Raw genomic sequence first — 21,264 nt, forward strand, 5'->3', positions numbered from 1 at the left:
TTGGCACGCCGTTTTCCCAAACCCGATACCGGACGGTCCGCTCGGACCGAGCGGCGTGCAGCCTCGGCAAAATCCAGGGAGGCATCTGGAGACGGTGCAACCGCCTTTTTGCCCACCCGCGAGGAAATCCTCAAATTCATCGAGGAAAATCCCGACCGCGCTGGCAAGCGTGAGCTTGCCAAAGCCTTCAACATCAAAGGGGATGCGCGGGTCTATCTCAAGGACCTGCTGCGTGAACTTGCCGATGAGGGCCTGGTTGAAAAGCGCGCACGCAGGCTGTCGCGCCCCGGCGCCCTCCCGCCTATCGCGGTTCTGAGCGTCACAGGCCGCGATGATGATGGCGGCTTGCTGGCACGTCCCCCAGAATGGGACGAGGCCGAATATGGCAAACCGCCTGTAGTCGCGATCCGCCGCACGCGCCTTAACAAATCATCTGATGGCGGCCCGGCTGTCGGTGTCGGCGATCGCGTGCTGGCCAAGATTTTCCGCAACAATGACAGCGAGGGGCCGGATTATTCCGCCCGCGTGATCAAGGTGCTCGACCATGCCAGCAATCTGGTGCTGGGCGTGCTGCGCAGGCTTGGTAATGGCGAATGGCGGCTGGAGCCGGTGAACCGCAAGCAGCCAGAGGTGCAGCTTGATCCAACGGCCCTTCTGGAAGCCGAAAGCGGCGATCTGGTCGAAGTAGAACTCACCACCTCGCGCCGTCATGACCTGCCTGCTGGCAAGGTGCGGCAGATCGTGGGTTCCATTGACAGTGAAAAAGCACTCTCAATGATCGCCATTCATGAGCATGAAATCCCGCATGTCTTTCCCGATGAGGCGATTCGCGAAGCAGAATCCGCCCCACCCGCCACATTGGATGGTCGGGAAGACTGGCGCAACATTCCGCTTATCACCATCGATCCGGTGGACGCCAAGGATTTCGACGATGCGGTCTATGCCGCGCCCGATTCCGATCCGCAAAATATTGGTGGCTATATCGTCATCGTCGCCATTGCCGATGTCGCGGCCTATGTGCGTCCGAACTCAGCACTCGACCGTGAGGCATTGAAGCGCGGAAATTCGGTCTACTTTCCCGATCGCGTCGTGCCGATGCTACCCGAGCGCATCTCCAACGATCTGTGCTCCCTGCGAGAACTCGAAGACCGCCCGGCGCTGGCCGTACGCATGATTTTTGATGCGGACGGGCACAAGAAATCGCATAAATTCCACCGTATCATGATGCGGTCAGCGGCGCGCCTCGCCTATGGTCAGGCCCAGACCGCAATTGATGGCGCGACCGACGAGAAAACCGCCCCGGTCCTTGAAACCATCCTCAAGCCCCTGTGGAACGCCTATGCCGTGCTCAAACGCGGACGTGACGCGCGCGAGCCGCTGGAGCTGGATCTGCCGGAAAAGAAAATTCTGCTGACACCTGACGGCAAGGTGGACAAGGTTATCGTGCCTGAACGGCTGGATGCCCATAAGCTCATTGAAGAATTCATGATTCAGGCCAATGTGTCCGCCGCCGAAACGCTTGAGGCGCGACGCCAACCATTGATTTTCCGCATTCACGATGCGCCAGCACTCGCCAAGCAGGAAACCCTGCGCGAATTTTTGCGAACGCTCGATCTCAGCCTTGCCAAGGGAGCGGAGCTGCAACCGCGTCAGTTCAACCGCATTCTGGAAGCCGTCGAAGGCACCGACCATCAGGAACTCGTCAATCAGGTCGTTCTGCGGACGCAGAGCCAGGCCGAGTACAATCCTGGCAATATCGGTCATTTCGGGCTGCATCTGCGGCGCTATGCGCATTTCACGTCGCCCATCCGCCGCTATGCCGACCTGATCGTGCATCGCGCGCTCATCAAAGCGCTCAACCTTGGAAAAGACGGGCTGGCAACCGATGAGGAGGCACAGCTTGAAGAAATTTCCGCGCAGATTTCATCAACCGAGCGCCGCGCCATGCTTGCCGAGCGCGAAACCGTCGATCGCCTGATCGCTCACTTCCTCGCCGCCCATGTCGGCAATGAATATGAAGGCCGTGTCACAGGCGTCACCAGAGCGGGGCTTTTCGTATCGCTTGCGACATATGGCGCAGATGGGCTTGTGCCTATTTCCACTTTAGGCAATGAATACTATCTATACGATGAAGCAAACCATGCAATCGTCGGAGAACGAAGCGGTGAAGGCTTCCGCCTTGGCGATACGGTCACGGTAAGGCTTGTGGAAGCGTTGCCGGTCGCCGGATCGCTTCGTTTCGAGATGGTTTCAGAACCGCATTCGTTGCCCGCATCGACACAATCCTTTCACAAGGCAAGGCGGGGAATGCGGGGTCACAAGGGTAAACCCGCGGGAGCGCCCCGCCATAAGAGAAGAGATCGCCGATGAGCACGCTGGAAGCCAATCCCGCAGAAAGCCATGTTCAGGTTTTCGGGGGCGAAAGCCCGAAGACCGCCCGCCCGACCCGTCCTCTTGGCCAGGCCATGCGGCGCGGTTTCAAGAGCCACTGTCCGCATTGCGGCGAAGGCAAGCTGTTCCGCGCCTTCGTCAAGCCGGTGGCGAACTGCTCGGTATGCAACGAAGATTATACGCCGCAGCGCGCCGACGATCTTCCGGCCTATCTGACCATTGTTATCGTCGGCCATATCGTAATTGCTGCGTTCATGGTCATGGAAGCAAGCAGCAATTTGCCCTTGTGGGGGCATATGATGATCTGGGGTCCTCTGACCGTTCTTTTGTCCCTCCTATTGTTGCAGCCGATCAAGGGCGCAACCATCGGCCTGCAATGGGCGCTTTTCATGCATGGCTTTGGCGGCCATGATGAAGGTGATTACGGCGACGTCACATAAAACGGTGCCAGACCGTGGCGATCCATTCCCGTTCAGATATAGCGGCCCGGAAAACAACGCTGCGCCCGCGTGACGCGGCGTCACTACTGCTCGTTGACCGGTGCGGACCGAAAGCCCGTATCCTGATGGGCAAACGTCACCCACGCCTGATCTTCATGCCGGGAAAATTCGTCTTTCCAGGCGGGCGCACCGACCCCGTTGATGGCGATGTCGTCGCCGCAAGCGAACTCAACACCAATGACTCCAAAAAACTTCTCTGCGGCATGGGCGCACGACCGTCAAAGCGCCGTGCGCGGGCGCTCGGCCTTTCCGCCATACGCGAAACTTTCGAAGAAACGGGGCTGCGCATCGCACGCCCATCATCAAACAACATAGTATTACCTGATAATGAGGATTGGTGTGCATTCCTTGCAGATGGCATGTTGCCTGCGCTTGGCGATCTGCGTTACTTCGCGCGGGCGGTCACACCACCCGGACATGTCCGTCGCTATGATACGCGCTTTTTTATCGTTTTTCGCGATAGCCTGCCGGGACTCGAAAGCCAGAAGCTTGTTCCAAGCGGAGAACTCGACGATTTGGACTGGGTGGCGATAGATGAAGTAGATCAACTGGATGTCCCCCGCATCACGCAAGCCATCCTTCAGGAAGCACAAATGCTGCTGACCGATACAGGACGGGACCTGCCTGCCACCCTGCCCGTGGCGCAATACAGCAAGCGGCATGGCCGTTATGTCCGCGAAGTGATTTGACCTCATGAACAAAGAAATCAACCCTACCGAAATTGCTCCCTTTGATCCGAATGGCGGGCCAAAAGAGGGGCAATTGCACTGGCGCTCGCTCGCAGCCGCGATTGCCACAATCAGCGCCGTGGGCGTTGCCATCGGCCTGGGTATTCCGCTTTTAAGCGTGCTGCTTGAAAACCGTGGCCACTCCGCAAGCCTGATTGGCGCCAATACGGCAGCCGCCGGGTTGGCTTCGATCATAGCCGCACCGCTAGCAGCGCCCATAGCCGCGCGGCTGGGCGTTGCCCGCGCCATCGTATTGATGCTGCTTATCGGAAGCGTCGCCTTTCTCGGCTTTCACTTCCTGCAATCGCTCTGGGCGTGGTTCGCTCTGCGAATCGTCCTGCATTTCGCGCTGACTGCCCTCTTTGTCCTCTCTGAATACTGGATCAACGCATCCGCCCCGCCCGAAAGGCGCGGTCTGGTGCTCGGCATTTATTCCACCTCGCTTTCGCTGGGTTTCGCGTTGGGGCCGTGGTTGTTTTCGAGAATCGGCAGCGCTGGCGGACTGCCTTTCTTCGTTGGTTTCGGAATCATACTGGTCGCGATCATTCCAGTGCTGCTTGCATGGCGCGACAGTCCGGATTTCGAGGAAGGCGAGCATGTCCCCTTCCTACCCTTTATTTTCGCCGTTCCCACCGCGACAATGGCTGTATTCGTGTTCGGCGCGGTCGAAACAGGTGGCTTCGCCCTGTTTCCCGTCTTCGGCGCACGGATAGGCTATCCAGAGGCCGACGCAGCACTGCTGCTCACCATGATCGGGCTGGGCAACGTGCTTATGCAGATCCCGCTAGGCATCATCAGCGACCGCATTTCAGACCGACGCAAGCTGCTGCTGTTTTGTGCCGTAACCGGCCTCATCGGCATGCTTGTCCTGCCCTATCTGATGCAGAACTGGTATCTGATCGCCGGGGTTCTGTTTTTATGGGGCGGCGTCGTGGCCGGGCTTTATACGGTTGGCCTTGCGCATCTGGGCTCTGAACTCACGGGGCGCGAGCTGGCTTCGGCCAATGCGGCTTTCGTCTTCTGTTATGCCATCGGCATGCTGGCGGGCCCGCAATTGGTCGGCGTGGGCATGGATGTCATGGGGCCGAAAGGCTTCCCACTCAGCCTAGGCGTATTTTTTGCCGTATATGCCGTTTTTGCAGCGATAAGATTGCTGCAAAAGAAGAAGCAGGGTTGACTTTTCGCCCTCAATCCGTAGTGTCGCGCCGAATTTCCGCTTCTGGCCGACATCCTGGACTCGCAGCGGTTTAATCATGAAAGAGCAGGTATTTCGATATGGCCAAGGCTACGACGATCAAGATCAAGCTTTTGTCGACCGCTGACACCGGCTTCTTCTACGTTACGAAGAAGAACAGCCGCACGATGACGGAAAAATTGACAAAAACCAAATATGACCCGGTTGCGCGCAAGCACGTCGAGTTCAAGGAAACGAAGATCAAGTAATTCGTTTCCCTTGCCGGTCATGCTGGCGAGAATCAAAAAACGCCGTCTCTTTTTTGAGGCGGCGTTCTTGTTAAAAATCATGCTGCTGACAGGACTATCCGGTTACGGCCGCTTTTCTTGGCTTCGTAAAGGGCCGCATCGGTTCGGGCAAAAAGCGCCTCCGTGCTATCGCCCATTAGCCGCAAAGCGGCAATGCCGACACTGATCGTCATATTGACCGCCTGCTTGCCAGCGGAGATCGAAAAAGGTTTCTCCGCCACCGCCTCACGAATGCGTTCGGCAACCGCGGCAGCAGCCTTGATATCGGTGTCAGGCAGAACGAGCGCGAATTCCTCCCCGCCATAGCGGCACATGACATCCATATTTCGGATATTCTTGCGCAGCCGCGTCGAGAATTCTCGCAAGACGTCGTCGCCCGCATCGTGGCCATACTGGTCATTGATGCACTTGAAATGATCGAAATCGATCATGACGACCGATAACGGTCTTTCGCGCCCTGTGGCGCGCGAAAACAACACCGGCATATGCGTATCGAGATAACGGCGGTTATGCAGCCCTGTCAGGCTGTCCGTCACTGCCATGGTGATGGTTCGGTGCAGGCTCTGCCGCAGGAGATCGTTATAACATTTGCGTTTGATCTGGGTGCGCAGCCGCGCGAACAATTCGAGCTTTTCGAGCGGGCGCATCACATAATCATTCACGCCCAGTTCGAGGGCGCGCACTACCAGCGCGCCTTCGTCCTCATCGACGATCAAGAGGATCGGAATAAGCCGCGTGCGCTCGATCGTACGCATTTGCGAGCATAACCGCAGCGGATCGTAGTCGGTGAAAGCAGCGGATATGACAATGCTGTCATAATCGGTTTCGAGGGCTCTTATAAGCGCCGTACTCGCGTCATAGGCCACATCGACGAAGTAATCCTCGCCAAGCAGCATGCGCAGCCGTGCAGCCGCCAGTTCGTCCTCATCCACCACGAGGATACGGGCCGCATCGTCGCCGCCGCCAAAACGGCCCGAGAGCTTCGCAGTGAGAAGCGCCTCCACCTGCGTATCTGCCACGGTGCCGGTGCGCTGGAAAAGTTCGTCGGAAACCATCTTGAGCCGCGCGATGCTCTTTACGCGTGACAGGAGTTGGAGATCGTTGACGGGTTTGGACATGAAATCGTCAGCACCCGCTTCAAGCCCCCTGATCCGGTCCTCCGGACTGTGAAGCGATGTGAGCATGACGACCGGAATATTGCTTGTGCGCGGATCATCCTTCAAGCGGCGGCAGACCTCGAAACCATCAATCCCCGGCATCAATATATCGAGAATCACGATATCAATCTGGCCGCCAAGGCAGATTTCTATCGCTTCAGTTCCATTATATGCAGCCACAACCTCATAATATTCTTGCAGAAGTAACGCTTCGAGCAGCTTTATATTGGAATCCACATCATCGACGACGAGAATTCTTGCTGTCATGATCTTCTGCCCCCCATTCTGCCTGAAGCCTCTATATCAGGCGTCCCCCAGATAGGATTTTATCGTTTCGATAAATCGTGGCACGGAAATCGGCTTGGATATATAGGCCTCGCAGCCGCCCTGCCTGATGCGCTCTTCATCACCCTTCATGGCAAAGGCCGTGACGGCGATAACCGGAATATGTCGCAATTCCTCATCGTCTTTAAGCCATTTCGTCACTTCCAGTCCCGAAACCTCGGGAAGCTGGATATCCATCAGAATAAGATCGGGACGATGCTCGCGGGCAAGATCCAGCGCTTCAAGTCCGCTGCGCGTCCTGATCGTTTCGTATCCGCTGGCTTCGATAAGATCGCGAAACAACTTCATATTGAGTTCGTTATCCTCGACGATCATCACTCTTTTGGTCATCGAATATTCCCTGGCCTGTTCTTCCCGCTGCCCTGCAATTTACAATATCTCATGCAGTTTAAGCGCATTTGATTGACGAAAGGCAAATATTCCGTTGTCGTAAGCGACACACGCCACTACACACGAATTATATCCAGGCATAAACGGAGAAAAACACATGAAGCTGCCCATGAACCAGGCCGATGCGGAAAACCTCGCCGTCGCTGGATTGGCATGGCTTGCACAGGACAAGGATTTACTACCACGTTTTCTTGCCCTGACGGGCATTGAGGTATCCTCGATCCGCTCGGCAGCGAGCGAACCCGGTTTTCTGGCAGGTGTACTACAATTCTATCTCGGTCATGAGCCGACTCTTCTGCGCTTTTGCGAGGAGACCGGCAACGATCCGGCAACGATCGAACAAGCGGCCGCCCTTTTGCCGGGCGGCGCAAATTATCATCTTTAGCTGAGAGTATTTCCAGCAAAAGTGTGAAACGATTTTGCGCCTGGATAATGCGTTAAAGCAAAGACTTAGAGTGGACCCGATGATTCCGTTTAAACAGGGTCCGCTCTAAACAGGCGCTTGAAAAAAGCCCGGCGAGTAAGCCGGGCTATGCGATCAGGCGGCGCTTGGGCCGGGATCGTTGTCTTCGTCGCTGGCGGTATCAGGCCGCTTTGCTGCAAGTTCGACCACATTGGCGGCCGCTGCTTCTTCCGTCGAGGCTTCGGCCTTGGAAACGGTCAGCACATTCAGCTCATGCAACTTGCCGTCACGCGCCGTCCATGAAATGGACTGCCCCGGCGTGAGACCAATCAGTGCCGTTCCAATAGGTGTGAGAATAGAGATCTTGCCCTGAGCGATATCCGCCTCGCCCGGATAGACCAGTGTAACACGGCGCTCGTGTCCGTCATTCGAGCGGTATTCCACCATCGATCCCATATGCACGACGTTTTCGGGTAGCCGCTTCGGCGGCACCACCTTGGCGCGGTCGAGTTCAAGCATCAATTCTTCGGCGATCTCCTCGAGTTTTTCGGAGACGTTCCCGGCCAACCCCATCAGGCGTTCATAATCAGTTTCACTGACTACAATGTTGGGCTTCTTACGATTCTTTCCGCTCATGGCGATAGCTCACTGCTGTTTTAAAATTAAGAGCCTCCGCACCGATTCCGGTCCGAAGCGCTTGATTGATTTTTGGGTGAAAGCGCTTTGTTAAACTTCCGCTTGAAAGCAAGCGACAACCTCTCCCCCGGAGTCCTCTGCGCTGGGCAGGACTCGAGGGATGCTATCCCGTGATCGGTTGGACCCGATGGAGTATGGAAGCGAAGCGGTCGTTCATGGTATTAGAGTTGGTGATATCCTGGCCAATGTCAAGTGCGCAGCCAGCAGTTCGTAACCGGACTGGTAACATTATCCGGGATTGGTGCTATAAACGATGTTCCTTTTATGTTCATAAGACAGCGCGCTCGATATGGCCTATGATTTTGCCGCAAACAATTTTCAGCGAGGCTTTTGCCGCGATTGTTTCGCGTTGCAGAAGACGGAGACGCAACGCCGTTGCCAGGCCTGCGGCAGTCCGCGCCTGGTTCGCCATGCGGAACTTTACGCCCTTTCACTTGCCCATGTGGATTGCGACGCCTTTTACGCTTCGGTCGAGAAGCGCGACAATCCCGAACTGCGCGACAAGCCGCTGATCATTGGCGGCGGCAAGCGCGGCGTGGTTTCCACCGCCTGCTATCTTGCGCGCATTCATGGCGTGCGTTCCGCCATGCCCATGTTCAAAGCGCTGAATGCCTGCCCGCAGGCCGTCGTCATCAAGCCGAATATGGAAAAATATGCTCGCGTGGGACGCGAAATACGTCAGTTGATGCATGAGCTTACACCTCTCGTCGAGCCTATCTCCATCGATGAGGCATTTATGGATCTGGGCGGGACCGAAAAGCTGCATCGCGCACCACCTGCAATCGTGATGGCCCGTTTTGCGCGTCGTGTCGAAGAAGAGATCGGCATCACCATCTCCATCGGCCTGTCCTATTGCAAGTATCTGGCCAAAATGGCCTCCGATCTCGAAAAGCCGCGCGGCTTTTCCATTATCGGCGAGACGGAAGCGCTGGGTTTTCTGCGCGACAAGCCAGTTGACATGATCTGGGGGGTCGGAAAATCCTTCAATGCACGGCTGGAAAGCGACGGCATACGTACCATCGGCCAGCTTCAGACCATGGACGAAACCTCGCTGATGAAAGCCTATGGCACGATGGGCCAGCGGCTTTATCGTCTCGCACGCGGGCAGGACAGCCGCAAGGTCGAACCCGACCACGATATGAAAAGCGTTTCGGCCGAAACCACCTTCAATACCGATCTTTCGCGAGCCAGCGATCTGGTGCCGGTCCTTCGCGCCTTATCGGAAAAAGTCTCGCACAGACTCAAGGCTGGCAATATCGCCGGTCGAACCGTGGTGCTCAAACTCAAGACGAAAGATTTCAAGCTACGCACGCGCAACCGCCAGCTGCCTGATCCGACCCAGCTTGCCGACCGCATTTTCCGCACCGGCCTCCAGTTGCTGGAGAAGGAACTGGACGGAACCCAATTCCGCCTGCTGGGTATCGGCGTCGCCGAATTATCGTCCAATGATCGCGCCGACCCGCCCGATCTGGTGGACACACATGCCACCAAGCGCGCAGTGGCCGAAAATGCAATCGACCAGCTGCGCAGCAAATTCGGCAGCAATGCGGTCGAAACAGGCTATACTTTCTCGAAGGGCAATCTCACACAAACCCAGACGCCTTCGGACCGCGATCCGGATGCCTGAGCCGGAACACAGATCATCGAATAGATAGAGGCGGTTTTTTGCGATGCATGGCAGCCATAGTAAACGATGGAGAAAAGCCTTTTGATTGCTCGTAACGGCTTGACGAAGCGTAACGGGATCAATATGGAACTGCCCAAGAGAGTTTGCCGATTGATTTGGCGCATCTCCTACGGATGGCCTCGTGGCGGAGTGGTTACGCAGAGGACTGCAAATCCTTGCACCCCGGTTCGATTCCGGGCGAGGCCTCCAATCTTTTCCCACTCCACCGATAACGCATTGAATTAACAAATCTTATTTTTAAGGTGTGGCAACGTGTTCACCCGGTGTCCCGCCACACTTTTGTTGGTGTGGCAATTCGTTCTGCCTTTCACCCCATTATCTACTTCAATCCACAAATTCCGATTCCTTATTGACTCTTCTTTCGAACGAGAACATTTTAGGAACATCTGACGGCAACAGATGAAATCACTGGCACGCTTGGCGGCGGTATAGGCTGGATGGAAGCGTTTATACGAACGGATGCTATTTCACCATTTTTCAACTACCCACACCAGAAGCGCAAAAAGAGTTTATCGAACTATATGGCGGCATTCCTCACAACGCGCTCGACAAGAACAGCAGACCATGGGAAACCTATTTCGAAAATGCGTCACACGATATTCCGAAATCCAGCTGAGCAAAGACGTGAATGTCGAGCTTACAGAGCATCAAACGGCTGTTAGACCATGATCAAATGTCGATGAATTTAACTCCCCCGGTCAAGCTTGGTTCTGAATACGCGGACGCCGCAGCGCGCCTCATGCGGGCATCATTTAATGATCGGCTTCCGTCTCTTGCCAATCTCCACACCCCAGACGAAGACACCTGGTTTTTTCGCAACCGCGTGTTTAAAGAATGCGATGTGTGGGGTGTCTTCGACACCGACACACTGACCGGAATCATAGCAATCAACCAACGCTGGATTGAGCAATTATATGTATTGCCGGCCTATCAGAAGTTCGGCGTGGGCACTTCGCTCCTGAATATTGCCAAACAGGCTTTCACCGAACTCTCGCTGTGGACATTTCAGATCAACCAGCAAGCACGAACATTCTATGAAAGGCATGGCTTTGTAGAAGCCGAGCTAACCGATGGCAGCAATAATGAGGAGCAAGAGCCCGATGTTCGCTATTTCTGGCAAGCCCGAAACGAACATCGCGTGCCCTGAAATATGAAAATGCGCTCAAGCAGCCATCATGCAGCCGTCTGATTGACATATCAACAACCCGCCGCACCTAAACGCCTTATAAACCTGACAAACTCTTTCATATGTGACCAATGCGCCGTCATCATCTCGCCCGAACAGACCTGCCGCTCAGCAATATGCTTTACAGCTATCCGCAGCACCTGCAAGAAAGTGCGGCGTCCGCCCCCAATGCGCCCGGCATCTATATCTTTCGCGGCAAAGCAAACGACTATCCGGTCTATATAGGCAAGAGCATCAACCTGCGCGCTCGCCTGTTATCTCACCTGCGGACGAAAGCCGAAAAACGGCTGCTCGCGCAAGCGGGATCAATCGAGATAATCCGTACGGCAGGGGAGTTCAGCGCGCTTTTACTCGAAGCCCAGTTGATAAAGCGAATGCAGCCAATGTTTAATAAAATGCTGCGCGCCACAAGCATCTTGCACTCAATCCGGGTGACGGACGATACAGTCGAGATTGAAGCAATCAGTTCGCCAGAATTTAGCGAAAGCGAAAATCTGCATGGCCTGTTCAGAAGCCGGAGATCAGCCGAAGAACTTCTGCGCGCCCTGGCTGATCAGCACGGGCTTTGTCTCGCGGTCATGGGGATGGAGAGCACTATATTCTCGCGCGGTTGTTTCCGACACTCCCTCAAGAGATGCCATGGAGCCTGCTGTGGGCATGAAAACATCAAGGCACACAATGACCGCCTGGGTGAAGCACTGGCTGGATACCGAATAAGAACATGGCCTTTCGCCGGGTTTGTCGGACTGAAAGAAAAATATGAAGAATTGACTTCCATCCACCTGATTAAGAACTGGCACTATTACGGCACGGTTCAATCCTTGGATGATCTGGATATAAACAAGGTCAGTCCCGCCCCTATATTTGATGCTGATATTTACAAGATACTGGTCGCCGCAATGTTCAACAGCAAAGCGAACCTTATTGAGGTTTGAGAATAGTCGATAAGACACTACCCCGTCACAATAGCGACGATCTTCTTCCAGTATGTCGCAAAGGCCGCAGCAAAAGCGCCGATCAGCATTATCGCGCCAACCCCGCGTTCACGCCAGCGGCTAAATTCAGCAACAGGCTCCTCGACCTTCTCAAGCCGCATGTCGATACTTTCTATGTTGCGTTGAAGAGCTTCCAGCAAGCGTTCGGATTTTTCCTGACGTTCGTATTGCTGCTTGCGATCTTGCCGCGCTTTTTCCTGATCGGAGATGATGAGGTCAAGCTTCCCCTCTATGCGGCCTATTGCTCGCTCCTGCCCTGCTTCTGTCATCCCCAGCAACCCCGCCGCTTCCCGTTTTCGTCATTGCCTTCGACACGTTCTGCCCCTGCCCTGTCCGCCTTGGTCAGCGCGACAAGTCCGGCTGGTGTGAGATTATTCTGACGGAACACTTCAACATATTGGTACAATGGAATTGAACCAAATCGCCAGGAGTGCGTTTCTTAATCAGTCATTAACCATATGGGAGGCCGACATGCTCTGGTATTCAAAGATCGAAAGCAGTGTGGCTGTTGCTTTTCTGATTGTAGTGCCGCTCATATTATTGCTGACGTAAATAACTGCCATATCTGTCTGCAGGAGAGGATGCGGCGAAACCTTAAATAGCGACCATAAACAGGAAACAATCATGAAATCACCCATTACCTTTGCCATATCGTTGACTGTGGCAGTATTCGCATGCTCATCGGCGCTTGCAGATCGTCACCCTAATGCAGACGAGCGCAAGCAAATCGAAGAAGTTCTCACCGCTGCCGGTTATTCGTCATGGGGCGAAGTGGAACTGGACAACGACAAGGTTTGGGAAGTTGATGACGCACGTCACTCCGACGGCTATCGTTATGATCTGGAACTTGACGTGAAGACACTGAAAATCATCGATAAAGTCCGCGATTAATCGGCCCGTTACGGCCACGCGAAACGGACAGCCATCAAGCATGATTATACTTTGCTGCCCGTACTCTCCCTTCTCTGCTTTTATGGGGCCAGATTTCGCAGTTTTCGGCCCCGTCTTCATTTATTATACTAAAGTATTATATTAAGCTTCACTGCATGGCGCAGGCTTGTGAAGGGGAGGATACTATGGAAGATATTATTTCCACTTTGGCTATTACTGGCATTGGTCTTGTGATCGTTCATAATACGATATCGCTGTTATCAGTGCCGCTGTTCTGATTGTTTTCCAGCCTTGCAAGAATGGCGCTCCACCCTTGCCGAACTGAATTTGCGCTACATATCAATAGGGCATTGATCAGTCTGTCAGAGATCGATGCCCTAACTGCCTGATTCGACACGCATCTTCATTGAGGATAGTTTCATATTCTCGGGGTGCGTTCCGATGTTTAATAAATGAGGAGCATTCAAAATGGGTGACGCAGGTATCGGCTGGATTGCAGCAATCATCATAGGCGGTCTTGCCGGATGGATAGCCTCGAATTTCATGAATAGCAGTACCGGCATATTCATGAATATCATTTTGGGTATAGTTGGCGCTGCGATAGCCAGCTTTATTTTCAGTTTTCTCGGCGTATCATTTGGGGGTTGGCTTGGCTATCTGATTGCGGGCTTTATTGGTGCCTGTATCCTGATATGGATTGGGCGCGCCGTCAGCGGATAATTATCCCTACCAGCCAGTGAAGAAGCCTCGCCCACGCGGGGCTTTTTCTTTGGAATGAGGTTCGTTTTTCCATCCCATGGTAGCATTCAGCGCCCGGTTGGGCCAGTATCCGGATTGCCCAAATTATCCTGCCGGCTTTTCATCCGGCACAGCCACGAAAGACGCATGATGACCGAAACAACCATCCTGACCATTGCCACCCTTCAAGAGCGCGTAGAGGCGATTTTTCGTAAAGCCGGCCTGAACGCCATACAGGCCGGGGCCGTTGCTCGTGTGATCGTTGCGGGCGAGCGCGATCACTGTAAATCGCACGGTATCTATCGTATCGAAGGCGCGCTGCGCACGGTCAAGGCCGGTAAGGTAAAACCAGATGCAATCCCTGAAATCATTGAGCAGGAAGCGTCGGCTATCGTGCGCGTAAACGCCAATTTCGGCTTCTCCAATCCAGCCTTTGAAATGGGGGTGCCGGTCGTGGCCGAACGCGCGCGCAAACACGGAGTTGCGGCCCTCGTCGTCAATGATTGCACGCATTTCGCCGCCCTTTGGCCGGAAGTGGAAGCGCTGACCGCACAAGGTCTGGCAACGCTCGTCATGTGCCCAAGCTATGCAACCGTCGCGCCCACCGGCGGCAACAAGCCGTTGCTGGGTACGAACCCGTTCGCATTTGGCTGGCCGCGCAAAAACAATACGCCCTATGTTTTCGACTTCGCCACATCGGTCGCCGCTCGCGGCGAGATCGAACTGCATCGCCGCGCGGGCAAGCAACTGCCCGAAGGCTGGGCGCTCGATGCCGAGGGCAATCCGACCACTGATCCCGAAACGGCCCTTGCCGGCGCCATGCTGCCTTTTGGCGGACATAAGGGTTCTGCCATCAGCACAATGGTCGAGCTTCTCGCCGCCATCATGATCGGCGATCTGACCAGCCCTGAAGTGCTTGATTTCCTTGGCTCCACAACGCTTTCCCCTATGCATGGCGAACTGATTGTCGCCTTTTCGCCGGAAGCGTTTTCCGCAGGCCGTTCCGGCGATCCTTTTGCGCGCGCCGAAACTCTGTTTGACGCAATTGTGGGTCAGGGCGCACGCCTGCCCTCACAGCGCCGTTTTGCTGCGCGCGCCGAATCCGAGAGTGAAGGCGTCAAGCTGACCAAGGCAGAAATCGACCAGCTCGACTTCCTGCTCGACAAGGGCCTTGATGCCATTTCGTAATGCATCTGACCCTGACCAGAACGAGCAAATAAAAAGGCCCTCCGGGATGGGAGGGCCTTTCTCATTTTGCAAACCGAATCAGGCTTTATATTGCTGCACCGTACCGGGCAGCTTGCTCCATTCGGCATACCAGCTATTGAACAGCTTGAACTGGGCTTCGGCATAACCGCGCTGGCTGTCTGAAAGCTCGTCAGTTTCGTTGAAATGCAGCATATATTCCTTGTCACCCTTCAAAACCATCAGATGTTTGAAATAGAGAACAAGTTCGGGGCCTTCATCGAAGGAAGACAGAATGGCAAGCGCCTGTTCGAGTTCCTGCGCGCGCTGCCGCGCATCGACATCACCCTTCGCTGCCGCCTGCGCCAGATTGCATAGGTGGATGATTTCCTTCGGCAGAACATTGCCGATGCCAGTGATCGCGCCCGTCGCGCCGCAATTCACGAAGCCATGAACGACCGTCGTATCGACGCCGATCATCAATGTCACCTCGTCATCGCGGCTGGTGATGTCCTCAGCCGCATAACGCATATCGGCAGCGCCGCCGAATTCCTTGAAACCCACGAGATTGGAGTGCTCGGCGCGTAGCGCGAAGAACAGATCCGCGCGGGTGGCAAAGCCATAATAAGGGCTGTTGTAGATCACCGCAGGAAGATCGGGAGCCGCTGAAAGGATCGCCTTGAAATGCGCCTTCTGCGCCGCAATCACCGCGCCGCGCGACAGAATGCGCGGGATGACCATCAGACCCTTCGCACCGACCTTCTGCGCATGGGCGGCATGGGCCACGGCGGAGGCCGTATTGACCGCGCCCGTGCCGACAACCACCGGAACACCAGCCTTCACAAGGCGCTCGACGCCTTCCATGCGCTGTTCGTCTGTCAATAGCGGCCAGTCGCCCATGGAGCCGCAATAAACGACAGCCGACATGCCGTCGGTAATCAGTTCCTTGGCCTTACGCACCAGCGCATCGAAATCAGGAGTACGATCATCCTTGCAGGGGGTCATCAGAGCCGGGATCACGCCGGAAAAAACATTAGCCGCCATCAAAAACTCCTCTCGGTCAGCTTCTCATCTTGACGCAATTCCAGACGCGAAACCACATCTGGGATGGGATATTACTACTTGTATTTTATTTGTCGACATAAAATCGACAGCTTACAGACTTATTTCCAGCCGGTCATCGCGCATGACCAGTTTCTGCACCTGACTTACGATCTGTTCGGCATGTGCACCCGCCAGCCGTTCCGCCAGTTTCGTGTCGCGTGCAGCGATAGCGGCGATCATTTCGTCATGTTCTTCGACAAAACGTTTCGGTAGCCGATCATTATAGGACTGATAATAAAGCCGCAGGATGCGACGCCCTTCATCTTGAAGCCGCTTGAACAGGCTCGTGAAATAAGGATTGCGCCCCGCTTCCGCTATCGCCAGATGCAGAGCGGCATTGGTAGCAATCATTGCCAGCGCATCCTGCGCTTTCACCGCCGCTGCGAACTCGGCCTGATGCCCGGCAATAATCTCAAGATCAGACGGTCGGTGGTTCTTGGCGGCAAGCTGCGTCGTCACGCGATACATCAGCGTCAAGGCGTCGAAATAGGTGTGCATGTTGAGGAAGTCGATATTCGACACCAGCGTCGAGCGGTTGGGCAGCGTATCGATCAACCCTTCGCCTGCCAGCCGCACCAATGCCTCGCGAATGGGCGTGCGCGACATTTTAAAACGCTCGGCAAGCTGTACTTCATCGATAGGACTGCCCGGGGCCAGAACCAGATCGAGAATTTCATCACGAAGCAGGTCATAGACCATTTTTACGCCCGAACCGCGCTTGCGCTCGCTCGCGGGAGTTTTGTCATCATCTGTCATCAACTGATCCTTCTGCCAGCGCCGGGAAAGGCCAATGTGTCGTGCATGGCATCGGAGAAGAATAAGCATTTGTACGCAACTTGTCGACACATTGGCTACCCTGACGGATCAACAAGCACGGCATGCATTGCCCCTCGGCGAAATATCGGCTATAACCTACTGAAATAATTAATTCTTTTAGATCAGACAGAAAGGGCACGCAAGATGATTACTGGTTCTCAATGTCGGGCAGCACGCGCACTGGTCGAAATCACCCGACCTAAATTGGCAATGCGGGCGAAAGCGGATGAAAAACTCATCGAACATTTCGAGCGCGGCATCCACACCCCCGACACTGCTATAATCGAAAAGCTTCAGGCCGAATTGGAAGTTCTGGGCGCGGTGTTTATCGAAGAGAACGGCGGGGGCATCGGCGTGCGGCTGAAATTCACCGAGTCCGAAGCCAGGCGGATTGCGCGCCTTGAGGGCGAAGGCGGGGTGACGGCCAGCGACCGGGTTCCCTGACCGACCCGCTCGCAGCCCTTCATCATCTCTATAACTAACGAAACCGGAGGATATATTTGAAGAACAATACAAATATACAATTACTCTTATGGCCAACAATTACCGTCATTCTTTGCGTGGCGATCTATATTTTTCATGACCTTTTATTTCTGCGATTTGCACCGGATGTGGACGCAAACGCTATCAGGCAATTGAGCATTGCTGGCATTTATTTTTCCGGCGCATGGCTCGTCGCTCGCATCATAGGCTCGACATTAAAACGGACCTCCCCTGATCGCAGAAAATCTCCCAAGCTTTTGCGCGAACTGATTTCGGCAGCGCTGTTTCTTGCCGCGACGATTGCGACAGTCGCCATGCTGCTTGGGCAATCCGCAGGCGGTGCGCTCGCGAGTTCCGGCCTGATCATCGCCATTCTGGGCTTCGCCATCCGCAATGTGCTGGCTGACGTTCTATCAGGAATTGCCCTGGGGCTGGAAGCTCCCTTCCGCATCGGCGACTGGGTCGAGATCGATGGCACCATACGCGGCCGCGTCATAGAGATCGGCTGGCGTACGACCCGGCTCCTCACCCGGAACGACACCTATATGATCTTGCCAAACAGCCAGATTTCCCGCCAGCGCATGACCAATTACAGCGCTCCCAAGAAACATTATCGCGCCAGTGCCGAGATCGTCCTGAGCCATGGTATTTCCATTGAAACCGGCAAGATCCTGCTGGCCGAAGCAGCCAAGTCAACGCCAATCATCATGCAATCGCGCGAGCCGGACGTCCGCACTCTCTCATATGATACCGAAGGTGTGCGCTATACCATTCGTTATTGGGTACCCAGCTTTGTCGATGACATCGACTGTCGCGACGCGGTGCTAACTGCGGTCGATGCAGCCATCCGGCGGCATGGGCTTACGCCGCCACTCACTCGTATCGAACTTTCGAGATCCGCGAACAGCGGCAAGGAAACACAGGAAAGTCCCGCGCAAGAACGGATTACTTCCGCGAACGCATCTTAAACCGGTCGAGGGTCGTTTCAATAATATGATCAGGCGCATCCTTGCGCTCGAATTGCAGATCGACATCAAGGACCGCCAGTTGGCGAAGGAAATCTTTGGGTGCGCCGATCATCGTCGCAAGCCGCACATGATCCTTGGCCGTGGTAATCAATCCTATGTCATGCTGGTCCGCTGTTAGCACAAGTTGGCGAATCTCTTCGGGTTGATAATTGTGGTGGTCGGGGAATGCGTGCGTTTCCGCTATCTCGCCCCCGGCCTGTCTCACGCTGGCGAAGAATTTGTCCGGATTGCCTATCCCGGCAAAAGCCAGCCATTTACGTCCAGCCACTTTTGCCGCCGAAGTCGGTGCGAGCTGCGCTTCATAGATCACGCGCCCGGCACGCGATGCCTGGCGCACTACAAAATCGGCCTCCGCACCCTTTCCAATGCGTAGCATCGCATCGGTCTTGCGCATCTGGTCGGTCAGTGGTGCGCGCAGCGGCCCTGCTGGAATAATGCGGCCATTGCCGATGCCGCGCGTGGAATCGACCACCAGCAACGCGAAATCCATATGCAGCCGTGCGCTTTGAAAACCATCGTCCATGATGATGAAATTGCAGCCATTTTGCAGCAAATGCATTGCTGCTTTGCGCCTGTTGGGACAGAGCGTGACCGGCGCATGGCGCGCAAGCAATAGCGGCTCATCTCCAACATGGCGCGCGCTGTCGTGATCAGGATCGACTGCATGCAGCCCCGTATAATTGCCACCATAGCCGCGCGAGACAATACCGGGGCGCAACCCGCGATTTTTAACAGCCTTGGCAAAGGCAATTGCGGTCGGCGTTTTACCCGCGCCGCCCACGGTGAAATTGCCTATACATAGAACCGGCGCAGAAACTTTAGGCGGCTCCGCTTTTAACAGCCGCCGCCCGGCCACCGTGCCATAAATCCATGCTAGCGGGGCCAGCGTCATTGCACGCCAATCGGGCTTTTCCCACCAGAAGGGCGGTGCCTCACTCGCCATATCAGCTCTGACCCGATATGAGAGCCGTCTCGTTGCGGTTGCCTGGCAATTGCGCTTGCAGGATCAACGGCTGAATGAAAGGCTCCAATGCGCTCAGAGTACGATCCAGGGCACCGCGCATATCTCGGACCGTGTTGGCACCGGCGCTGATCATCGTGCGCAAGTGCTGGGGATTATTGAACAGAAAGTTGATGGCGCCGGCCAGCATATTGCGATCCTTCACAACCCGCGCGCCGCCATTCTTGATGAGGCGCTGAAAGGATTCGCGGAAATTCTGCACATTTCGACCCGTCAATACCGCCGTACCCATCATGGCTGGTTCGAGCGGGTTATGACCGCCCGCCTTCGTCAGCGAATTGCCGATAAAGGCAATCTCGGTGAGTTGCAGATAAAGCCCCATTTCACCAATGGTGTCGCCAAGCAGAACATCCGTGTCCGCTTCGATTACATCGCCACGGCTTCTCAGCGCGACCTTCAATCCTTTTTCAGTAAGCATCGCCTCAATTGCCGGCGCGCGATGGGGATGGCGCGGCACAATGATGGTGACGAGACGCGGATAACGCACCTTGAGCATCTGATGCACTTCAGCGGCAATTTCGTCCTCACCCTCATGCGTGGAAATTGCCGCCCATGTGCGCCGTCCGGCGATCTGCCGCTGCAAGATGGAAAGAGCCTGTGGGTTGGCAGGTGCAGGAGCCGTATCCACTTTCAGATTGCCCGAAACGCTCACCGGCCTCGCGCCCAGTTTGCGAAAACGGTCGCCATCCAGCTCCGATTGCGCAATCACATGGGCAAAATTTTCAAACAGCGCTTCTGCCAGTTCCGGGCGTTTCTGCCATGCTGTGAAGGAACGGTCCGACATTCTGCCGTTCACCAGCACATGCGGGATGTGACGCGCACCAAGCGACAATACCGTAGCAGGCCATATTTCCGACTCGCAGCCAATCACCAGATCGGGTTTCCAGTGGTCGAGAAAACGATTTACCGCTGGTTGCAGATCAAGAGGCGCATATTGATGGATGACCTTGGAGCCAAGCTGGTCCGCCACCAGTTTGGCGGAGGTAACGGTTCCGGTGGTCATGACAATGTGAATGCCCGTAGCCGCGATGCTCTCGACAAGCGAGGCTATAGCTACCGTTTCACCGACGCTTGCCGCATGCGCCCAGACGACAGGCCCCCGAGGCCGCGCAATCGCCGTTTTACCATAGCGCTCACTGCGCCGATCACGCTCTTCCTTGCCGCGGGATGTACGATAAGCGATATAGGTTCCGATGAACGGATAGGCGGCGGAACCAAGCAAACGATAGGCAGACAGCATATTTCGTGCCCAGCGTTCACTCATTTCGCTCTCTCCAATGCGCTATAAGCCTTTGTCGTCGCGTCATTGAGCTGGCGCGTCAATTCCATGCGTTTTTCTTCCAGTTGTGCCTCGTCAGCATCGGAATCTACCCAGACCAGATCTCCACACACAACCATGGAATGGCCGAATGGCAGCGGGATGGTGGTTTTGTCCCATGTTTTTTGCAAAACATGGTTGCGCGAAAAAGCATATGCAAACGGCACTATCGGTCGCCCGGACAGTTTCGCCAGCAGAATAATTCCCTGACCTGCCTCCCGCGCTTTGCCGTGGGCGATGTCAGCGATCATCGAAGCTGATTGTCCCTTTTTCAGCGCATTTTTCAAGGTAAGAAGCGCCCGCGCTCCACCCTTTTCAGGAGCGGGCCCAGTGCGGCGTCCGCCAGAGCCCCGTACGGTTATAAATCCGAATTTCTCGGCAACGCGGGCATTGAGTTCGGCATCGTTGCTGCGCGAGAACATCGCCACCACTTCCAGATCTTCCGGGCGCGCCAGAGGAGCCATTATGTGCTGGCCATGCCAGAAAGTGACAATCGACGGGCTGTATTTGCGCAAGATAGCTTCAGGATCAGCAGAATCCTTCAAGCGCGGATTCGTCACATGAACGAATTTCAAATAGCCAGTGATAAGCTGAACCAGTACGGATTTGATAAAGTCCGACCGCGCGAGCGGACCACGGATACGCCGCCAAAAATTTTTGGCAAAACCATCCGTCCGCTTGCGTTTTACGGTCATCGCCGAGCTGTTCCTGTCATCGTGC

General features: G+C 55.2%; 23 protein-coding genes and 1 tRNA gene. 15 read left to right on the forward strand and 9 right to left on the reverse strand.

Annotated features, from left to right (window positions below; translation table 11 throughout):
• From rnr to rpmG, 5 genes are all read left to right on the forward strand, one after another.
• Positions 1 to 2,370, forward strand: coding sequence for a ribonuclease R (gene rnr / locus KUG47_RS07350; protein ID WP_217677293.1), 2,370 nt, complete (start codon positions 1 to 3; stop codon positions 2,368 to 2,370).
• Positions 2,367 to 2,831, forward strand: coding sequence for a DUF983 domain-containing protein (locus KUG47_RS07355; protein ID WP_217677294.1), 465 nt, complete (start codon positions 2,367 to 2,369; stop codon positions 2,829 to 2,831). The genes rnr and KUG47_RS07355 overlap by 4 nt, the downstream gene beginning before the upstream one ends.
• 155 nt (positions 2,832 to 2,986) lie before the next feature.
• Positions 2,987 to 3,580, forward strand: a complete 594-nt coding sequence (locus KUG47_RS07360) for an NUDIX hydrolase (protein ID WP_254799402.1) — start codon at positions 2,987 to 2,989, stop codon at positions 3,578 to 3,580.
• A 73-nt stretch (positions 3,581 to 3,653) separates the two neighbouring features.
• Positions 3,654 to 4,796 (forward strand): MFS transporter, encoded by a 1,143-nt coding sequence (locus KUG47_RS07365; RefSeq protein WP_217677406.1) that lies wholly within the window; start codon positions 3,654 to 3,656, stop codon positions 4,794 to 4,796.
• Between the two features lie 98 nt (positions 4,797 to 4,894).
• A complete protein-coding gene (rpmG, locus tag KUG47_RS07370) occupies positions 4,895 to 5,062 on the forward strand; it encodes a 50S ribosomal protein L33 (protein ID WP_217677295.1) in 168 nt (55 codons plus the stop codon).
• A gap of 77 nt (positions 5,063 to 5,139) precedes the next feature.
• Here the strand turns inward: rpmG and KUG47_RS07375 are convergent, their stop codons facing one another.
• Positions 5,140 to 6,525 (reverse strand): PleD family two-component system response regulator, encoded by a 1,386-nt coding sequence (locus KUG47_RS07375; RefSeq protein WP_217677296.1) that lies wholly within the window; start codon positions 6,523 to 6,525, stop codon positions 5,140 to 5,142.
• A gap of 36 nt (positions 6,526 to 6,561) precedes the next feature.
• Positions 6,562 to 6,933: a response regulator gene (locus KUG47_RS07380; RefSeq protein ID WP_109705849.1), complete on the reverse strand. Its 372-nt coding sequence runs from the start codon at positions 6,931 to 6,933 to the stop codon at positions 6,562 to 6,564.
• 157 nt (positions 6,934 to 7,090) lie between these two features.
• On the opposite strand from KUG47_RS07380, the gene KUG47_RS07385 reads away from it, so the two are divergent.
• Positions 7,091 to 7,378 (forward strand): DUF3572 domain-containing protein, encoded by a 288-nt coding sequence (locus KUG47_RS07385; protein ID WP_217677297.1) that lies wholly within the window; start codon positions 7,091 to 7,093, stop codon positions 7,376 to 7,378.
• Positions 7,379 to 7,531: 153 nt separating this feature from the next.
• On the opposite strand, the gene rnk is transcribed toward KUG47_RS07385, so the two are convergent.
• The gene (gene rnk / locus KUG47_RS07390) at positions 7,532 to 8,032 is read right to left on the reverse strand and encodes a nucleoside diphosphate kinase regulator (protein ID WP_217677298.1); all 501 of its coding nucleotides are present in this window, start codon (positions 8,030 to 8,032) and stop codon (positions 7,532 to 7,534) included.
• 349 nt (positions 8,033 to 8,381) lie between these two features.
• Between rnk and KUG47_RS07395 the strand changes: the two genes are divergently transcribed.
• The 4 genes from KUG47_RS07395 (at position 8,382) to KUG47_RS07410 (ending at position 11,900) form a co-directional block, all read left to right on the forward strand.
• Positions 8,382 to 9,719, forward strand: coding sequence for a DNA polymerase IV (locus tag KUG47_RS07395; RefSeq protein WP_217677299.1), 1,338 nt, complete (start codon positions 8,382 to 8,384; stop codon positions 9,717 to 9,719).
• Between the two features lie 175 nt (positions 9,720 to 9,894).
• Positions 9,895 to 9,968: transfer RNA gene (locus KUG47_RS07400), tRNA-Cys, on the forward strand.
• 484 nt (positions 9,969 to 10,452) lie between these two features.
• The gene (locus KUG47_RS07405) at positions 10,453 to 10,926 is read left to right on the forward strand and encodes a GNAT family N-acetyltransferase (protein WP_217677409.1); all 474 of its coding nucleotides are present in this window, start codon (positions 10,453 to 10,455) and stop codon (positions 10,924 to 10,926) included.
• Between the two features lie 110 nt (positions 10,927 to 11,036).
• A complete protein-coding gene (locus KUG47_RS07410) occupies positions 11,037 to 11,900 on the forward strand; it encodes a GIY-YIG nuclease family protein (protein ID WP_217677300.1) in 864 nt (287 codons plus the stop codon).
• A 17-nt stretch (positions 11,901 to 11,917) separates the two neighbouring features.
• Here the strand turns inward: KUG47_RS07410 and KUG47_RS07415 are convergent, their stop codons facing one another.
• The gene (locus KUG47_RS07415; protein ID WP_217677301.1) at positions 11,918 to 12,229 is read right to left on the reverse strand and encodes a DUF1515 family protein; all 312 of its coding nucleotides are present in this window, start codon (positions 12,227 to 12,229) and stop codon (positions 11,918 to 11,920) included.
• A gap of 355 nt (positions 12,230 to 12,584) precedes the next feature.
• Here KUG47_RS07415 and KUG47_RS07420 point away from each other — a divergent pair, with 355 nt between their 5' ends.
• The 3 genes from KUG47_RS07420 (at position 12,585) to KUG47_RS07430 (ending at position 14,777) form a co-directional block, all read left to right on the forward strand.
• Positions 12,585 to 12,851, forward strand: coding sequence for a PepSY domain-containing protein (locus KUG47_RS07420; protein WP_217677302.1), 267 nt, complete (start codon positions 12,585 to 12,587; stop codon positions 12,849 to 12,851).
• A 468-nt stretch (positions 12,852 to 13,319) separates the two neighbouring features.
• On the forward strand, positions 13,320 to 13,571 hold the full coding sequence (locus KUG47_RS07425) for a GlsB/YeaQ/YmgE family stress response membrane protein (protein ID WP_217677303.1): 252 nt from the start codon (positions 13,320 to 13,322) through the stop codon (positions 13,569 to 13,571).
• Between the two features lie 168 nt (positions 13,572 to 13,739).
• Positions 13,740 to 14,777, forward strand: coding sequence for an Ldh family oxidoreductase (locus KUG47_RS07430; RefSeq protein WP_217677410.1), 1,038 nt, complete (start codon positions 13,740 to 13,742; stop codon positions 14,775 to 14,777).
• 78 nt (positions 14,778 to 14,855) lie between these two features.
• Here KUG47_RS07430 and KUG47_RS07435 read toward each other — a convergent pair whose 3' ends face one another.
• A complete protein-coding gene (locus KUG47_RS07435) occupies positions 14,856 to 15,818 on the reverse strand; it encodes a dihydrodipicolinate synthase family protein (RefSeq protein ID WP_217677304.1) in 963 nt (320 codons plus the stop codon).
• Between the two features lie 111 nt (positions 15,819 to 15,929).
• Positions 15,930 to 16,634 carry a GntR family transcriptional regulator gene (locus KUG47_RS07440; protein WP_217677305.1) on the reverse strand — a complete coding sequence of 235 codons (705 nt, stop codon included), beginning with the start codon at positions 16,632 to 16,634 and terminating at the stop codon, positions 15,930 to 15,932.
• A gap of 204 nt (positions 16,635 to 16,838) precedes the next feature.
• On the opposite strand from KUG47_RS07440, the gene KUG47_RS07445 reads away from it, so the two are divergent.
• Together KUG47_RS07445 and KUG47_RS07450 are read left to right on the forward strand one after the other, a co-directional pair.
• Entirely contained in the window at positions 16,839 to 17,138 is a 300-nt protein-coding gene (locus KUG47_RS07445) for a helix-turn-helix domain-containing protein (RefSeq protein ID WP_217677306.1), read from the forward strand.
• Between the two features lie 56 nt (positions 17,139 to 17,194).
• Positions 17,195 to 18,145, forward strand: a complete 951-nt coding sequence (locus tag KUG47_RS07450; RefSeq protein WP_254799354.1) for a mechanosensitive ion channel family protein — start codon at positions 17,195 to 17,197, stop codon at positions 18,143 to 18,145.
• Here KUG47_RS07450 and lpxK read toward each other — a convergent pair.
• Genes lpxK through KUG47_RS07465 form a run of 3 tightly spaced genes read right to left on the reverse strand, consistent with a single transcriptional unit; the run spans position 18,123 to position 21,239 of the window.
• Positions 18,123 to 19,148 carry a tetraacyldisaccharide 4'-kinase gene (gene lpxK / locus KUG47_RS07455; RefSeq protein WP_217677307.1) on the reverse strand — a complete coding sequence of 342 codons (1,026 nt, stop codon included), beginning with the start codon at positions 19,146 to 19,148 and terminating at the stop codon, positions 18,123 to 18,125. The two genes, KUG47_RS07450 and lpxK, sit on opposite strands and share 23 nt — an antisense overlap.
• Position 19,149: 1 nt before the next feature.
• Positions 19,150 to 20,490 carry a lipid IV(A) 3-deoxy-D-manno-octulosonic acid transferase gene (gene waaA, locus KUG47_RS07460; RefSeq protein WP_217677308.1) on the reverse strand — a complete coding sequence of 447 codons (1,341 nt, stop codon included), beginning with the start codon at positions 20,488 to 20,490 and terminating at the stop codon, positions 19,150 to 19,152.
• The gene (locus KUG47_RS07465) at positions 20,487 to 21,239 is read right to left on the reverse strand and encodes a lysophospholipid acyltransferase family protein (RefSeq protein WP_254799355.1); all 753 of its coding nucleotides are present in this window, start codon (positions 21,237 to 21,239) and stop codon (positions 20,487 to 20,489) included. Before KUG47_RS07465 ends, waaA begins: the two co-directional genes overlap by 4 nt.
• Positions 21,240 to 21,264: the final 25 nt, after the last annotated feature.

Source organism: Falsochrobactrum tianjinense, from assembly GCF_019100495.1.
GTDB lineage: Bacteria > Pseudomonadota > Alphaproteobacteria > Rhizobiales > Rhizobiaceae > Brucella > Brucella tianjinense.

Coding starts and splice junctions, on each gene's coding strand:
- lpxK (WP_217677307.1), bottom strand. CDS start 19,148: ATGGCGAGTGAGGCACCGCCCTTCTGGTGGGAAAAGCCCGATTGGCGT.
- KUG47_RS07360 (WP_254799402.1), top strand. CDS start 2,987: ATGCCGGGAAAATTCGTCTTTCCAGGCGGGCGCACCGACCCCGTTGAT.
- rnk (WP_217677298.1), bottom strand. CDS start 8,032: ATGAGCGGAAAGAATCGTAAGAAGCCCAACATTGTAGTCAGTGAAACT.
- KUG47_RS07440 (WP_217677305.1), bottom strand. CDS start 16,634: ATGACAGATGATGACAAAACTCCCGCGAGCGAGCGCAAGCGCGGTTCG.
- rpmG (WP_217677295.1), top strand. CDS start 4,895: ATGGCCAAGGCTACGACGATCAAGATCAAGCTTTTGTCGACCGCTGAC.
- KUG47_RS07415 (WP_217677301.1), bottom strand. CDS start 12,229: ATGACAGAAGCAGGGCAGGAGCGAGCAATAGGCCGCATAGAGGGGAAG.
- KUG47_RS07355 (WP_217677294.1), top strand. CDS start 2,367: ATGAGCACGCTGGAAGCCAATCCCGCAGAAAGCCATGTTCAGGTTTTC.
- KUG47_RS07395 (WP_217677299.1), top strand. CDS start 8,382: ATGGCCTATGATTTTGCCGCAAACAATTTTCAGCGAGGCTTTTGCCGC.
- KUG47_RS07445 (WP_217677306.1), top strand. CDS start 16,839: ATGATTACTGGTTCTCAATGTCGGGCAGCACGCGCACTGGTCGAAATC.
- KUG47_RS07420 (WP_217677302.1), top strand. CDS start 12,585: ATGAAATCACCCATTACCTTTGCCATATCGTTGACTGTGGCAGTATTC.
- KUG47_RS07465 (WP_254799355.1), bottom strand. CDS start 21,239: ATGACCGTAAAACGCAAGCGGACGGATGGTTTTGCCAAAAATTTTTGG.
- KUG47_RS07435 (WP_217677304.1), bottom strand. CDS start 15,818: ATGGCGGCTAATGTTTTTTCCGGCGTGATCCCGGCTCTGATGACCCCC.
- KUG47_RS07425 (WP_217677303.1), top strand. CDS start 13,320: ATGGGTGACGCAGGTATCGGCTGGATTGCAGCAATCATCATAGGCGGT.
- KUG47_RS07380 (WP_109705849.1), bottom strand. CDS start 6,933: ATGACCAAAAGAGTGATGATCGTCGAGGATAACGAACTCAATATGAAG.
- KUG47_RS07375 (WP_217677296.1), bottom strand. CDS start 6,525: ATGACAGCAAGAATTCTCGTCGTCGATGATGTGGATTCCAATATAAAG.
- KUG47_RS07430 (WP_217677410.1), top strand. CDS start 13,740: ATGACCGAAACAACCATCCTGACCATTGCCACCCTTCAAGAGCGCGTA.
- KUG47_RS07405 (WP_217677409.1), top strand. CDS start 10,453: ATGTCGATGAATTTAACTCCCCCGGTCAAGCTTGGTTCTGAATACGCG.
- KUG47_RS07385 (WP_217677297.1), top strand. CDS start 7,091: ATGAAGCTGCCCATGAACCAGGCCGATGCGGAAAACCTCGCCGTCGCT.
- waaA (WP_217677308.1), bottom strand. CDS start 20,490: ATGAGTGAACGCTGGGCACGAAATATGCTGTCTGCCTATCGTTTGCTT.
- KUG47_RS07410 (WP_217677300.1), top strand. CDS start 11,037: ATGCGCCGTCATCATCTCGCCCGAACAGACCTGCCGCTCAGCAATATG.